The organism is Pseudomonas sp. MC6, from assembly GCF_054790575.1.
Map to the genome: position 1 here is coordinate 4,635,101 of NZ_CP186504.1, position 13,347 is coordinate 4,648,447.

General features: G+C 59.0%; 13 protein-coding genes and 1 pseudogene. 5 read left to right on the top strand and 9 right to left on the bottom strand.

The features are described 5' to 3' along the window. Positions 1-9 precede the first annotated feature (9 nt). The 5 genes from ACOYXE_RS20665 to hutC all read right to left on the bottom strand — a co-directional run bounded on the left by ACOYXE_RS20665 (position 10) and on the right by hutC (position 6,082). Entirely contained in the window at positions 10-978 is a 969-nt protein-coding gene (locus ACOYXE_RS20665; RefSeq protein WP_405122472.1) for an ABC transporter substrate-binding protein, read from the bottom strand. Positions 979-1,048: 70 nt separating this feature from the next. Further along, positions 1,049-2,521 carry a purine-cytosine permease family protein gene (locus tag ACOYXE_RS20670; RefSeq protein ID WP_460926522.1) on the bottom strand — a complete coding sequence of 491 codons (1,473 nt, stop codon included), beginning with the start codon at positions 2,519-2,521 and terminating at the stop codon, positions 1,049-1,051. A gap of 153 nt (positions 2,522-2,674) precedes the next feature. After that, positions 2,675-4,357, bottom strand: coding sequence for a urocanate hydratase (gene hutU, locus ACOYXE_RS20675; RefSeq protein WP_160055040.1), 1,683 nt, complete (start codon positions 4,355-4,357; stop codon positions 2,675-2,677). Positions 4,358-4,805: 448 nt separating this feature from the next. Next, positions 4,806-5,375, bottom strand: a complete 570-nt coding sequence (locus ACOYXE_RS20680; protein ID WP_160055037.1) for a HutD/Ves family protein — start codon at positions 5,373-5,375, stop codon at positions 4,806-4,808. Then, the gene (hutC, locus tag ACOYXE_RS20685; RefSeq protein WP_162130175.1) at positions 5,372-6,082 is read right to left on the bottom strand and encodes a histidine utilization repressor; all 711 of its coding nucleotides are present in this window, start codon (positions 6,080-6,082) and stop codon (positions 5,372-5,374) included. Before hutC ends, ACOYXE_RS20680 begins: the two co-directional genes overlap by 4 nt. A gap of 146 nt (positions 6,083-6,228) precedes the next feature. Between hutC and ACOYXE_RS20690 the strand changes: the two genes are divergently transcribed. Beyond that, positions 6,229-7,593, top strand: coding sequence for a formimidoylglutamate deiminase (locus ACOYXE_RS20690; protein WP_460926523.1), 1,365 nt, complete (start codon positions 6,229-6,231; stop codon positions 7,591-7,593). A gap of 120 nt (positions 7,594-7,713) precedes the next feature. Here the strand turns inward: ACOYXE_RS20690 and ACOYXE_RS20695 are convergent, their stop codons facing one another. Next, positions 7,714-8,283 carry a lipocalin family protein gene (locus ACOYXE_RS20695; RefSeq protein WP_093430049.1) on the bottom strand — a complete coding sequence of 190 codons (570 nt, stop codon included), beginning with the start codon at positions 8,281-8,283 and terminating at the stop codon, positions 7,714-7,716. Positions 8,284-8,313: 30 nt separating this feature from the next. Then, complete coding sequence (locus ACOYXE_RS20700) at positions 8,314-8,568, bottom strand: hypothetical protein (RefSeq protein ID WP_003220802.1); 255 nt, start codon at positions 8,566-8,568, stop codon at positions 8,314-8,316. Positions 8,569-8,984: 416 nt separating this feature from the next. On the opposite strand from ACOYXE_RS20700, the pseudogene ACOYXE_RS20705 reads away from it, so the two are divergent. From ACOYXE_RS20705 to ACOYXE_RS20720, 4 genes and pseudogenes are all read left to right on the top strand, one after another. Beyond that, a pseudogene (locus tag ACOYXE_RS20705) lies at positions 8,985-9,836 on the top strand (cache domain-containing protein); the annotation flags it as partial. Between the two features lie 141 nt (positions 9,837-9,977). After that, positions 9,978-10,742 (top strand): methyl-accepting chemotaxis protein, encoded by a 765-nt coding sequence (locus tag ACOYXE_RS20710; protein WP_371920137.1) that lies wholly within the window; start codon positions 9,978-9,980, stop codon positions 10,740-10,742. A 207-nt stretch (positions 10,743-10,949) separates the two neighbouring features. Next, positions 10,950-11,222, top strand: coding sequence for a type II toxin-antitoxin system Phd/YefM family antitoxin (locus ACOYXE_RS20715; protein WP_127925505.1), 273 nt, complete (start codon positions 10,950-10,952; stop codon positions 11,220-11,222). Then, complete coding sequence (locus ACOYXE_RS20720; protein WP_127925504.1) at positions 11,219-11,551, top strand: type II toxin-antitoxin system RelE/ParE family toxin; 333 nt, start codon at positions 11,219-11,221, stop codon at positions 11,549-11,551. The genes ACOYXE_RS20715 and ACOYXE_RS20720 overlap by 4 nt, the downstream gene beginning before the upstream one ends. A gap of 1 nt (position 11,552) precedes the next feature. On the opposite strand, the gene ACOYXE_RS20725 is transcribed toward ACOYXE_RS20720, so the two are convergent. Together ACOYXE_RS20725 and ACOYXE_RS20730 are read right to left on the bottom strand one after the other, a co-directional pair. Beyond that, entirely contained in the window at positions 11,553-12,155 is a 603-nt protein-coding gene (locus ACOYXE_RS20725; RefSeq protein ID WP_460926524.1) for a DUF924 family protein, read from the bottom strand. A gap of 3 nt (positions 12,156-12,158) precedes the next feature. Then, a complete protein-coding gene (locus tag ACOYXE_RS20730; protein WP_007909265.1) occupies positions 12,159-13,169 on the bottom strand; it encodes a class 1 fructose-bisphosphatase in 1,011 nt (336 codons plus the stop codon). Between the last annotated feature and the right edge of the window lie 178 nt (positions 13,170-13,347).

Here is a 13,347-nt window from a genome sequence, read left to right on the forward strand (position 1 = left end):
GGTATCGACCTACAGCGCCGCGTCGATTTTCTTGGCTGCGTCTGCACTGACCCACGCATGCCAGACCTCAGGATGTTCCTTGAGGAAGATTTTCGCCAGTTTTGGCGACTCGATACGTTCCTTGGCCATGCGGCCCAGGTTCTGGTTCAGCAGGTCGATCGGCAGGTTGACCTTTTCCAGCACGGCGACCAGTTCCGGGGCTTGTTCGTGGAAGGTTTTCGACAGGCCGACCTTGATGCTCACGGTCTTGTCGACGCCCGGTTTTTCTTCGAGTTTGACCAGATCCACCTGCCCCATCAGCGGGGTTGGCGACCAGTAGTAGAACAGGATCGGCTCGCCGCGCTTGTAGCTCGACAGAACCGCTGCATCCAGCGCCGGGCCTGTCCCCGGACGGAAGTTGGTGTAGCTGCTTTCGAGACCGTAGCTTTTCAGCATTTCGCTGTTGTCGAGTTCACAAGTCCAGCCCGCCGGGCAATTGTAGAAACGGCCCTTGGATGGCTCTTCGGCGTCCTTGAACACCGCGGCGTATTTGCCCAGATCCGCGATGTTTTTCAGGTCAGGGGCTTTGGGTTCGAGCTTGCGCTTGGCGTCGCCTTCGATCACGTAACGCGGCACGTACCAGCCTTCTACCGCGCCCACGACCGGAGCGCCGACACCGACAACCTTGCCGGCCTTCTCGGCCTTGTTCCAGACCTCGCTGCGACCCACCCACTCTTCGGCGAACACTTGAATATCGTTACTGCTCAGGGCGTTTTCCATGGTGATGGAGTTGCCCGGCAGGCTGTCGGTCTTGCAGTCGTAACCTTTCTCCAGCACCACTTGCAGGACGTCGGTCAGCAGCATGCCGCTTTCCCAGTTCAGGCCGGCGAATTTCACCGGTTTGCCCGATTCGCACCAGCCGGCGGCTTGCGTCGCACCGGCACTGGCCAACAGGCCCATGGACAGCAATGTGGTCAGCAGGGTCTTGTTCGATTTCATTGTTGTGACGCTCCTAATCATGAATTGGCTTACGGCAGTCAAGAGGCATCCAGCCCTGTCCACGTCCAAATCAGGCCTGCGCCGCAGCGCGACCGGCCCCGCTTGTTTTAGGTTGTACAACGCTGTTCTGCTCGACCGGCAGAATCAGTTGATCGGGCACTGCGCTGTGCCATTTTTTTGCGCACACGTAGTAAACGACAGCCGGCAGCACCAGGCCGATGATCCAGGAGATATCCACATCACCGAGGGCCGCCACCAACGGGCCGGTGTAGAACTTGGTGGAGATGAACGGCAGCTGCACTAGCACACCGAACACGTAGACGCTGATGCCGAGCAGGTTCCAGCGACCGTAGCGACCGTTCGGATCGGCCAGCGCCGGCACGTCGTAGCGCTCACGGGTGATGCAGTAGTAGTCGACCAGGTTGATCGCGCTCCACGGGGTGAAGAAGGCGAGCAGGAAGAGGATGAAAGACTTGAACGCCCCGAGGAACGAGTGCTGACCGAGCAACGCAATCAGCGTCGCCGCGCCAACAATCACCAGCACGAACACCAGACGCTGCATGCGCGTAACGGTCAGGTGACCTTTGAAACCACTGATGATGGTCGCGATGCACATGAAGCTGCCGTAGGAGTTCAGCGTCGAGATAGTCACTTTGCCGAACGCGATGCTGAAATACAGCAGCGCAGCGGTGGCACCAGTGCCACCCAGACCGACGATGTAGGCGACTTCGTGACCGGCGAACTGGCCGTTGGCCGAAGCCGCAGCAAAGACGCCGAGGATCATTGCCACTTGCGCGCCGACCACTGAACCGGCACCGGCGGCGAAGAAGGTTTTTACCGCCGAAGTATTGCTCGGCAGGTAACGGGAATAGTCAGCCACGTAAGGGCCGAAAGCGATCTGCCAGGAGGCCGCGAGCGACACCGCGAGGAGGAAACTGCTCCAGCTGAAATGACGGATTTGCAGAAGTGCGCCGACATCGGTCTGGCTCATCAGACGCCAGAACAGGAAGACGAAAGCGATCACGCCAATGACGCTGGCGACACGACCAATCCAGTGGATCACTCGATAACCGAGCACCGTGACCACCACGATAACGCTGGCGAAAATCAGGATGCCGACGCTGTCGCTGACGCCGAACAACTGGCCCAGCGCCTGGCCGGAAAGTACCGTGCCCGTCGCGGTGAAGCCCAGGTACATCAGGCACACCAAGACGATAGGGATCGCCGCACCATAGACGCCAAACTGCACGCGGCTGGAGATCATCTGCGGCAGACCGAGTTTCGGCCCTTGCGCGGCATGCAGCGCCATCACGCCACCGCCGAGCAATTGACCGATCAACAGACCAATCAATGACCAGAACACATCACCGCCCAGCACCACGGCCAAGGCCCCGGTGACGATTGCGGTGATTTGCAGATTCGCACCCATCCACAGGGTGAACTGGCTAAACAGACGACCGTGTCTTTCCGCTTCCGGGATGTAGTCGATCGAACGCCTTTCGATCAACGGTTTGTTGCCTGCACGATCGGTGTTGACAGCCATGATTCAACCTCTGTGGATTGTTCCGGGTTTTGTTCTTTTTTGGCTTTTGCTTTTGTAGGAGTGAGCCTGCTCGCGATTGCGGTGGGTCAGTCAGCACATTTGCTGAATGTGCCGGCCTTATCGCGAGCAGGCTCACTCCTACAGGGGAAAGCATTACTTTCCGGTAATCATCGGCAGGTTCAGCCCCTGCTCCTTGGCGCAGTCGATGGCGATCTGGTAACCGGCATCGGCATGACGCATGACGCCAGTGGCCGGGTCGTTGTGCAGCACGCGCGCAATGCGCTCGGCCGCTTCGTCCGTACCGTCGCAAACAATCACCATGCCCGAGTGCTGCGAGAAGCCCATGCCAACGCCGCCGCCGTGGTGCAGGGAAACCCAGGTCGCGCCGCTCGCGGTATTCAGCAGAGCGTTGAGCAGTGGCCAGTCGGACACGGCGTCGGAACCGTCCTGCATCGATTCGGTTTCACGGTTCGGGCTGGCCACCGAGCCGGAGTCGAGGTGGTCGCGACCGATCACGATTGGTGCGGACAATTCGCCGCTACGAACCATTTCGTTGAACGCCAGGCCGAGCTTGGCGCGCAGGCCCAGGCCGACCCAGCAGATACGTGCCGGCAGACCCTGGAAGCTGATGCGCTCGCGGGCCATGTCCAGCCAGTTGTGCAGATGCGCGTCGTCCGGGATCAGCTCTTTGACCTTGGCGTCGGTTTTGTAGATGTCTTGCGGATCACCCGACAGCGCCGCCCAACGGAACGGGCCGATGCCACGGCAGAACAGCGGACGGATGTAGGCCGGTACGAAGCCCGGGAAATCGAAGGCGTTTTCGACGCCTTCTTCCTGGGCCATCTGACGGATGTTGTTGCCGTAGTCGAAGGTCGGAATACCTTGCTTCTGGAATTCCAGCATGGCTTTCACGTGCACGGCCATCGACTGCTTGGCGGCTTTGATCACAGCAGCCGGCTCGGTCTTGGCGCGGGCGCGGTATTCGTCCCAGGTCCAGCCGGCGGGCAGGTAGCCGTTGAGCGGGTCGTGGGCGCTGGTCTGGTCGGTGACCATGTCCGGGCGCACACCACGCTTGATCAGTTCCGGGAGGATTTCTGCGGCGTTACCCAGCAGTGCGATGGAGATCGCCTTGCCTTCCTTGGTGTATTTGTCGATGCGCGCCAGGGCGTCGTCGAGGTCTTTGGCTTGCTCGTCGACGTAACGGCTTTTCAGGCGGAAATCGATGCTCACTTGCTGGCATTCGATGTTCAGCGAGCAGGCGCCGGCCAAGGTTGCCGCCAGCGGTTGTGCGCCGCCCATGCCACCGAGGCCGGCGGTCAGGACCCACTTGCCGGTGAGGTTGTCGTTGTAGTGCTGGCGACCCGCTTCGACGAAGGTTTCGTAGGTGCCTTGGACGATGCCCTGGCTGCCGATGTAGATCCAGCTGCCGGCGGTCATCTGGCCGTACATGGCCAGGCCTTTGGCGTCGAGTTCGTTGAAGTGCTCCCAGCTCGCCCAGTGTGGAACGAGGTTGGAGTTGGCGATCAGTACGCGCGGGGCGTTGCTGTGGGTCTTGAACACGCCGACCGGCTTGCCGGATTGCACCAGCAGGGTCTCGTCGTCATTCAGGTTGGTCAGGCTTTCGACGATCTTGTCGTAGCACTCCCAGTTACGCGCGGCGCGACCGATACCACCGTAAACCACCAGTTCTTTCGGGTTCTCGGCGACTTCCGGGTCGAGGTTGTTCATCAGCATGCGCAGCGGCGCTTCGGTCAGCCAGCTCTTGGCGGTCAGCTTGTTGCCGCGCGATGCACGGATTTCGACGTTACGAACCTTAGTAGGCTTATTGTCAGTCACGAAAAAGACTCCTCAGCGATCAATTCAAACCAACCCTGGCAATGGGCAAGCAGCCTGCGTGCATCAATGCGCGACAAGCGAATCAGTGGACGCTGCGGAGAGTCTCGAGCGACTCATACGCATACGTCTTTACTTGTACATACAAGCATATGCAATCAAGCGGCCAACTTGTTGGAGGGGCGTTCAAGAAAAATCGTGGGCAGGGCTGGAGAGCGCCTGAATCAAGGGTTCTGGCGTTGATGAAATTTTTCGAGGGTATTGATTGAGAGCGTCAGGGACTGTTACGAAAGCGAGGTTTTGCGCCACGCTGGGGCGTTCGGTAACAAATTGGTGCGTGGGTTGGGAACACCCCAAAAGCAAAGATCGCAGCCTTCGGCAGCTCCTACAGGGCGTACATCAATCCCATTGTAGGAGCTGCCGAAGGCTGCGATCTTTTAAGATTTTTCAATCAGCGGGCAGTCAGCTCAATGACACAGCAACCCGCATCAACGGACACTTCAACCAAGCCCTTGTTACCGTCCAGTTGCAGGCAATCATGGCGACCGAGTTGCGAAACGGCGTCACCAACCTGCACTTCCAGCAACTCACTGACACTGAACACCAGCACCGTCCCCGCCGAGCTGAAAAGCCGCTGTTCACCTTCAAGCCACTGCAACCGCGCGCTGTACCGCTGCGGCGCGTAGATAAGGTTGAAGTCGCGAATCGCGCCACCAAGTAAAGTGCACGAGACCTGGCTTTCCCCGCTGAAGGCAAACGGGTCGAGCGGTAACAGCGGCCGCGTATCGTCGCCATCAACGCATAGGGTCATGCCGTCACCCTGCAATACCGTAATCACTCGCTGGTAACCGGCGAAGGTCGAGAAGCCGCCGGACTCGGCGATGTCGGCAATCGACAGGCGCCAGCCGAAACCATCCAACCCTGCACCGGCATCACGGGTGATTTCTTCAGTGCTGCCGCCGCCGTTTTTCCACGGCATGCGCGGGTAGCCTTCAGCGCGTAAAACCTTCACCTGACTCATTTATGAAAGCGCCCTTCCAGACGATGACGAGAACCCGGATGAATCAAACGTGCAGCCGTCACCGGCTGACGCCCCGACCACGTGCGGCGACGAATCAACAAGCACGGCTCGCCTTTTTCAATCTGCAGCAACTTGCACTCGGAAGACTCGGCGAGGATCGCTTCAACCACGTGCTCGCCCTCAGTCAGCGGCGCCACCTGATTGAGATACGCGTAAGGCGTTTGCAGGGTGAAGTCCTGCTTGAGGTATTCCGGGGCGACCAGCGCGTTGACGAAACGGTCTTCGATTTGCACCGGAATGTCGTTTTCGTAATGCACGATCAGCGAGTGAAACACCTTTTGCCCTTCACGCATGTCCAGCGCCAGTGCGCGCTCGGAACCGGCGGCCTCTTCTTCGAGGGTAATGACCTGGCAGGTGTGGCGATGGCCACGGGAGGCGATTTCGTCGGCGATGTTGTGCACTTCGAACAACGCAGACTGGCTCTTCGGTTCGGCGACGAACGTGCCGACACCTTGCATGCGCACCAACAGGCCATCGGCAGTCATCTCGCGCAGCGCGCGGTTGATGGTCATGCGGCTGAAGCCGAGTTGATTGACCAGCTCGCTCTCGGACGGCACACGGTAGTGCGGCGGCCAGTTTCCGCTGTCGATCTGCTGGGTAATCATCTGTTTGACGCGGGCGTACAAGGGCGCCGGACTGTCGCCCATGTTCGCGGCCAACGGGGAGACTGGAGGCGGAGTCGGCACGGTTGATCCCTGTTCATTGGATGAAGGTTGCTAGCTTGCCGGAGTTTACCGGGCAGGCAAACGTCTGTATATGTATATACAAATAACACACGATGGGGTGCTGAACCATGTCCGCCTTCTTTGCCGAACGCGCGCTGCTGCCTAACGGATGGGCCAACAATGTACGTCTTGAGGTCAGCGCCGAGGGCCTGCTGACCCAAATCCAGGCCGATTCCACCGCAGATGGCGCCGAACGGCTGAGCGGTCCGTTGCTGCCGGGCATGCCTAATTTGCATTCCCACGCCTTCCAGCGGGCGATGGCGGGTCTGGCCGAAGTGGCCGGCAACCCCAACGACAGTTTCTGGACCTGGCGCGATCTGATGTATCGGCTCGTCGGAAAAATCAGCCCGGATCAGCTCGGCGTGATTGCCCGTCAGCTGTACATCGAAATGCTCAAGGCTGGTTACACATCCGTTGCAGAATTTCATTACGTGCATCACGACAGTAATGGCCAGCCTTATGCCGATCCCGCTGAGCTGGCGTTGCGCATCAGTCAGGCCGCGACTGAAAGCGGCATCGGTCTGACCCTGCTGCCAGTGCTCTACAGCCACTCCGGTTTTGGCGGACAGACGCCCAACGATGGCCAACGCCGCTTTATCAACAGCACCGAAAATTACCTGAATCTGCAATCGCGCCTGCAGCCAATGCTGGCGCAGCAAAAGGCGCAATCGCTGGGCCTGTGCTTCCACTCCTTGCGCGCGGTGACGCCGCAGCAGATCAGCGAAGTATTGGCCGCCAGCGACAAACAATGTCCGGTGCACATCCACATCGCCGAACAGCAGAAGGAAGTCGACGACTGCCTGAGCTGGAGCGGTCGGCGTCCGCTGCAATGGCTGTATGAAAATGCCGAAGTCGATCAGCGCTGGTGCCTGGTCCACGCCACTCACGCCAACCCTGAAGAAGTCACGCTGATGGCCAAGAGTCGCGCCATTGCCGGCCTGTGTCTGACCACCGAAGCAAATCTGGGCGACGGGATTTTCCCGGCGGTGGATTTCCTCGCGCAGGGCGGGCGCATGGGCATCGGTTCCGACAGCCATGTGTCGCTGAGCGTGGTGGAGGAATTGCGTTGGCTGGAATATGGTCAGCGCCTGCGTGATCAGCGGCGTAACCGTTTGTACGGTGCAGATCAGCCGATGGTCGGGCGCACGCTGTATGACGCGGCGCTGGATGGCGGTGCGCAAGCGTTGGGGCAGCCGATCGGGGCGCTGGAAGTGGGCAAGCGGGCGGACTGGATCGTGCTCGATGGCAACGATCCGTATCTGGCGACGGCCACGGGTGACGGGATTTTGAATCGCTGGTTGTTTGCCGGTGGCGATCGTCAGGTGCGCGATGTGCTGGTCAACGGCCAGTGGGTTGTGCGTGATGGGCGGCATGCTGGCGAAGAGGACAGTGCTCGCGCCTTCACTCAGGTCCTGCGCGACCTTTTAGGCTGACACAAAACAAAAATGTGGGAGCGAGCCTGCTCGCGAAAGCGGTGTATCAGTAACATTTTCGTTAACTGACACGCCCTCTTCGCGAGCAGGCTCGCTCCCACATTAGTTTGGTGGCGTTATTTAGTTCGAGGTCTTGGCCATCTGCCGATCCGACGCGCGCCAGATCAGTCGCGTGGTGTCATAACCCTGCTGACGCGCCTTGCTCAGCAGTTCTTCACGCACCACACCGTTGACGGTCGGCGTGCGTGACAGCAGCCACATGTACTTGCGACTCGGGTCGCCGACGATGGCGGTCTTGTAGTCATCGCTGACGTACAGCACCCAGTATTCGCCTTTAGCTACACCCGGAATCAGGCGCGAGAACCAGGTATCGAATTCGACCCAGAGCTTGTCGGTCTTGCCCGGCACCTGTGGATAGGCCGTGCCCTTGGCCTCTTCCCACTGCCAGTCCGGCGTCAGGCAGCGATTGAGCACCGCGACATTGCCGTCAGGCTTGAGGGTGTAATGCGCTTCGGACTGCGCGCAATTGCGCTGGAAATACATCGGCAAGCGCGCCAGTTCATACCAGGTGCCCTGATAGCGCTTGAGATTGACGCTGTTGACGGTTTTCGGCGCCAACGGGTCGACGCCGGAAGTGGCGCAGCCGGCCAGTACCAGGCCGGCAAAAAGGATCAGCAATAACCGCTTCATTTTTCTTCTCCGTGGGCGCGAAGCCCCGGTTTACTTCAGGCCTTGGCCGGAAAACATCAGCACTTTGTCACCGGCGTACTGCACGCTGATAAAGCTGTTCTTGTCGCCCCAGGTGCAACTGGACATGCCGAGCGCGCCCGAGCAATCGGTGGGCTTGCCGAGCAGAGTCTCGACTTCAGCCTTGGCCATACCGGCCGAGAGCTTCGAATAGTTTTCCTGATTGACCTTGCTGCATGCGGCCAACAGCACGCAAAACGTCAGAAGGGCGATAGATCGCAGCGACATGGTGTAACTCCTGGAACGAGGGGGGATGGCATGGTGCCAACCAGAAGCTTAGAAGAGAAAACCCTCATCTGGTTCCGTGGGCGAACGGCTATTTATTAGCCCGCCCGTCTGGCATTTGCCGATAAATCAGACACTTTGTAGGGCTATTGAGCATTTCGTCGCCTTTCGCCAAAGACGCCTAATCTTTGGCGCGCCGCGGTCGAAATAAGAGCAGCGCAAAGCCCCCGAGTGTGGCAAATTGCCGCCCTTTCTTGACCAGCCCCTTCGCGGTAGTTCATTCGATGACCAGAAACATGAAATTCAGCCATAAGATCTTGTTGGCTGCCGCCCTTGTGGTGGCCGTTGCGTTCGCCTGTTTCATTTTCTTCAACGACTATCGACAGCGCGAAGCCCTGAGCACAAGCACCGAAGCCTCGATGCAAGAGCTGGGCAGCCTGACCACCAGCAACATCAAGACCTGGCTGGAAAGCCGCATTCAGTTGCTGCAATCGTTGTCGCAGCAAGTCGCCGTCGACGGTAACGCTCCCGCCAGCCTGAAACGCATCATTGACCTGCCCGCCTATACCGGCAATTTCCAGCTCAGCTACTTCGGTGGCGCCGACGGCGTGATGTTTTCGGTGCCAGCCGGCAACCGCGCCCCGGACTACGACCCGCGCGCACGCGGTTGGTACAAAGCGGCCAACAGCGCACAGCAGACCATCGTCACCGAACCGTACATCGCCGCGTCCTCGGGCAAACTGGTGATCACCGTTGCCACGCCAGTGCAGCGCCAAGGCCAGATGCTTGGCGTCGCCGGTGCCGACATCGACCTGACCAGCGTCAGCGCGATCATCAACTCGCTGAACTTCGGCGGCCACGGCCACGCGTTCATCGTCAGCAGCGAGGGCAAGATCCTGATCCACCCGGACAGCAAACTGGTACTCAAGACTCTCGCCGAGGCCTACCCGAACGGCGCGCCGAAAGTCAGCCCGGGCTTGAAAGAAGTCGAGTTCGACGGCAAGACTCAGTTGATCTCCTTCACCCGCGTCAACGGCGTGCCGTCGGCCGACTGGTACGTGGCGCTGGTGCTCGATAAAGACACCGCGTTCGCCATGCTCAGCGAATTCCGCACCTCGGCACTGATCGCCATGATCATCGCGGTGGTGATCATCATCGCCCTGCTCGGCATGCTCATCCGCGTGCTGATGCAACCGCTGCTGACCATGGGCCGCGCGATGCACGACATCGCCGAAGGTGAAGGCGACTTGACCAAACGTCTGGTGATCCATGGCAACGACGAGTTCGGCGCACTGGGCACCTCGTTCAACCGCTTCGTCGAACGTATCCACACCTCGATCCGCGAAGTGTCTTCGGCCACCGGCCAGGTCAACGAAGTCGCCCTGCGCGTGGTCGCGGCATCGAACTCGTCGATGTACAACTCCGACCAGCAAGCCAGCCGCACCAACAGCGTCGCCGCCGCGATCAACCAGCTCGGTGCCGCCGCGCAGGAAATCGCCCAGAACGCCGCCCTCGCCTCGCAGCATTCCAGCGACGCGCGCAGCCTTGCGGTCGACGGTCAGCAGGTTGTGGATAAAACCATCCAGGCCATGCAGCAGCTGTCGGCGAAGATCAGCGATTCCTGCGGCAACATCGAAACCCTGAACAGCAACACGGTGAACATCGGCCAGATTCTCGAAGTGATCACCAGCATTTCCCAGCAGACCAACCTGCTCGCGCTCAACGCTGCGATCGAAGCGGCACGAGCCGGTGAAGCCGGTCGTGGTTTCGCTGTGGTCGCCGATGAAGTGCGTAACCTCGCGCACCGCACCCAGGATTCGGCGCAGCAAGTGCAGAAGATGATCGAAGAGCTGCAAGTCGGCGCGCGCCAGGCGGTCAGCATCATGACCGAGAGCCAGCGCGAGAGCGAAAGCAGCGTCGGCATCGCCAACCAGGCCGGCGAGCGTCTGGGCAGCGTGACTCAGCGTATCGGCGAGATCGACGGGATGAACCAGTCGGTGGCCACTGCGACTGAAGAGCAGACGGCAGTGGTTGAGTCGATCAATGTCGATATCAACGAGATCAATACGCTGAATCAGGAAGGTGTGGAGAACTTGCAGGCGACGTTGCGGGCTTGTTCGGATCTGGAGCAGCAGGCGGCGCGGTTGAAGCAATTGGTCGGTAGTTTCCGCATTTAAGCGGCGCTGCTTTTGGCGCCTTCGCGAGCAAGCTCGGCCCTACAATGGTTCTGTATGGTTCACAGATATCCTGGGGGAGCGGACTTGCCTGCGATGGCGGCATCAGCAACGAAAGAATTTGGAATTGAAACACGCTCGTCTGCTCGAACTGACGCTGGACTGAATTAAGACTAAACTCAGTCCCATTCAATTTAGCGGGGCTCAACCATGAAGCTTTCATCGCAAATCAAACCCATCAGTTACCTGAAAAGTCACACAGCCGAAATCGTCAAATCAATCACAGAAAGCCGCGAGCCTCTGGTAATCACTCAAAACGGTGAAGCCAAGCTAGTGGTGATGGATGTGAAAAGCTTTGAAGAGCAAGAAGGCACGATGGCCTTGTTGAAACTGTTGGCGATGGGTAATCGGGAGATTGAGGAAGGCAAGTTCAGTGATGCTGAAGATGTCTTTGCCGATTTGGACAAGGCCGATCATCAATGAGTTTAAAGGTCGTTATTCTCCAGTCCGCACAAGCAGATCTCAAAGAACTTCGCTCCTACCTCGTCAGACAGTTCTCATTTCAAATTTGGCAAAGCACTTATGCCGATCTCAAGACTGCGATTCTCGGCCTCGCAGATCTGCCTTATTCAGGATCAATCCCCGAAGAAATCGAGAAGCTCAATCTCGGCCAATACCGCCAGATTGTTTTGGGAAGGAACCGGATTATTTATGAGGTGCGAGAAAAAACGGTTTTCATCCATATCATTGTCGATACGCGAAAAAGCCTACCGGCACTGTTGATGAAACGGCTTCTACGAGGCAATCCTTGATTTAGAACCGTGATCCAGGCTGATCGAGAAATACCAACTCCTCAGCCGTAGACTCCCGCCCCAACACCGCATTGCGATGCGGAAACCGGCCAAACCGCGCGATCACTTTCTGATGCCGCTCGGCATAATCCAGGTTGTCGGCAAACACCGCCCGCTCCGCTTCCGGCTGTTCAGCCACCAGTTCAATAAATCGGGAAACGGCTTCGTTCTGCACCGCGAGGTTTTCGCAGTGTTCGAACACCAGATAAATAAACACACGCTGAATCGGTTTCAACTGCCGATCGAAATCCGCGGCAATGCCTTGGGCGACGAGTTTCTGCGCGCGCAGATCGCCGGAGAATGCTTTGGGGGTATCGCGAAAGATCATTCGCGGCAGTTGATCGAGCAGGAGCACCACCGCCAGCCAACCCTCGGGACGTTGCGTCCACTCGGTCAATTCGCCGGCCAGGGCCTGATCGACAAAGACCCCGAAACGCGTCTGCGCTTCGAGGTCTTGGCTGTCTCGTTTACCGAACCACAACTTGCCCTTGTCAGCCGCTATCTCATCCGGGGATTCGGCTTGTCCGAACCACCAATCGAGCAACGGCTGCCAGGGCGCGGTCATGGTTTACTCCTTGTGGTAGGCCGTAGCGCGAGCAACTTCTTCTTTCGAGCCGAGGAACACCGCTACGCGCTGGTGCAGGCCTTCCGGCTGAATGTCGAGGATGCGCTGGTGACCGTCGGTGGACGCGCCGCCCGCTTGTTCCACCAGGAACGACATCGGGTTGGCTTCGTACATCAGACGCAGTTTGCCTGGCTTGGAAGGCTCACGGCTGTCGCGCGGGTACATGAACAGACCGCCGCGGGTCAGGATGCGGTGTACGTCGGCAACCATCGCCGCGACCCAACGCATGTTGTAGTTCTTTTTCAGCGGACCTTCTTCACCGGCCAGCAGCTCGCCGACGTAGCGTTGTACCGGGGCTTCCCAGTGACGCTGGTTGGACATGTTGATGGCGAATTCCTGGGTCGACTCAGGAATGGTGATGTCTTCGTGGGTCAGCACGAAGCTGCCCATTTCACGATCGAGGGTGAAGCCCTTCACGCCGTCGCCCAAGGTCAGTACCAGCATGGTTTGCGGGCCGTAGATCGCGTAACCGGCGGCAACTTGCTGAGTGCCTGGCTGCAGGAACGCTTTCTCGTTCAGCGGCTCGTTCTGGCTCAGGTATTCGTTCGGGCAACGCAGTACCGAGAAGATGGTGCCGACCGGAGCGTTGATGTCGATGTTCGACGAGCCGTCCAGTGGGTCGAATACCAGCAGGTACGCGCCTTTCGGGTATTTGCCCGGGATCTGGTAGGCATTGTCCATTTCTTCGGACGCCATGCCGGCCAGGTGACCGCCCCATTCGTTGGCTTCGAGCAGGATCTCGTTGGAGATCACGTCGAGCTTCTTTTGCACTTCGCCTTGGACGTTTTCAGTGCCCATGCTGCCCAGAACACCACCCAGGGCGCCTTTGGACACGGCGTGGCTGATTTCTTTGCAAGCACGCGCCACCACTTCGATCAGGAAACGCAGATCGGCAGGAGTGTTATTGCTGCGGGTCTGCTCAATCAAATAGCGACTCAGGGTAACGCGGGACATGGACGGCTCCGGTGGAATGGGGGGCTAAAAACCCGCGCAGTTTACAGGGAGTCTGAAAACGTAGCGAGCGAAGACGCCCGGTAACGTGCGTTGGGGTGTAATTGCCTGCATGAGACGTGATTGTCGGTGGAGAGTTCAGGTAGCGGATTTAGCGTAGTCCGAAATCGGACGGGTGTGG

Coding starts and splice junctions, on each gene's coding strand:
- ACOYXE_RS20730 (WP_007909265.1), bottom strand. CDS start 13,169: ATGTCCCGCGTTACCCTGAGTCGCTATTTGATTGAGCAGACCCGCAGC.
- ACOYXE_RS20700 (WP_003220802.1), bottom strand. CDS start 8,568: ATGTCGCTGCGATCTATCGCCCTTCTGACGTTTTGCGTGCTGTTGGCC.
- ACOYXE_RS20670 (WP_460926522.1), bottom strand. CDS start 2,521: ATGGCTGTCAACACCGATCGTGCAGGCAACAAACCGTTGATCGAAAGG.
- ACOYXE_RS20665 (WP_405122472.1), bottom strand. CDS start 978: ATGAAATCGAACAAGACCCTGCTGACCACATTGCTGTCCATGGGCCTG.
- ACOYXE_RS20725 (WP_460926524.1), bottom strand. CDS start 12,155: ATGACCGCGCCCTGGCAGCCGTTGCTCGATTGGTGGTTCGGACAAGCC.
- ACOYXE_RS20715 (WP_127925505.1), top strand. CDS start 10,950: ATGAAGCTTTCATCGCAAATCAAACCCATCAGTTACCTGAAAAGTCAC.
- ACOYXE_RS20680 (WP_160055037.1), bottom strand. CDS start 5,375: ATGAGTCAGGTGAAGGTTTTACGCGCTGAAGGCTACCCGCGCATGCCG.
- ACOYXE_RS20710 (WP_371920137.1), top strand. CDS start 9,978: ATGTACAACTCCGACCAGCAAGCCAGCCGCACCAACAGCGTCGCCGCC.
- ACOYXE_RS20720 (WP_127925504.1), top strand. CDS start 11,219: ATGAGTTTAAAGGTCGTTATTCTCCAGTCCGCACAAGCAGATCTCAAA.
- ACOYXE_RS20690 (WP_460926523.1), top strand. CDS start 6,229: ATGTCCGCCTTCTTTGCCGAACGCGCGCTGCTGCCTAACGGATGGGCC.
- ACOYXE_RS20695 (WP_093430049.1), bottom strand. CDS start 8,283: ATGAAGCGGTTATTGCTGATCCTTTTTGCCGGCCTGGTACTGGCCGGC.
- hutC (WP_162130175.1), bottom strand. CDS start 6,082: ATGGGCGACAGTCCGGCGCCCTTGTACGCCCGCGTCAAACAGATGATT.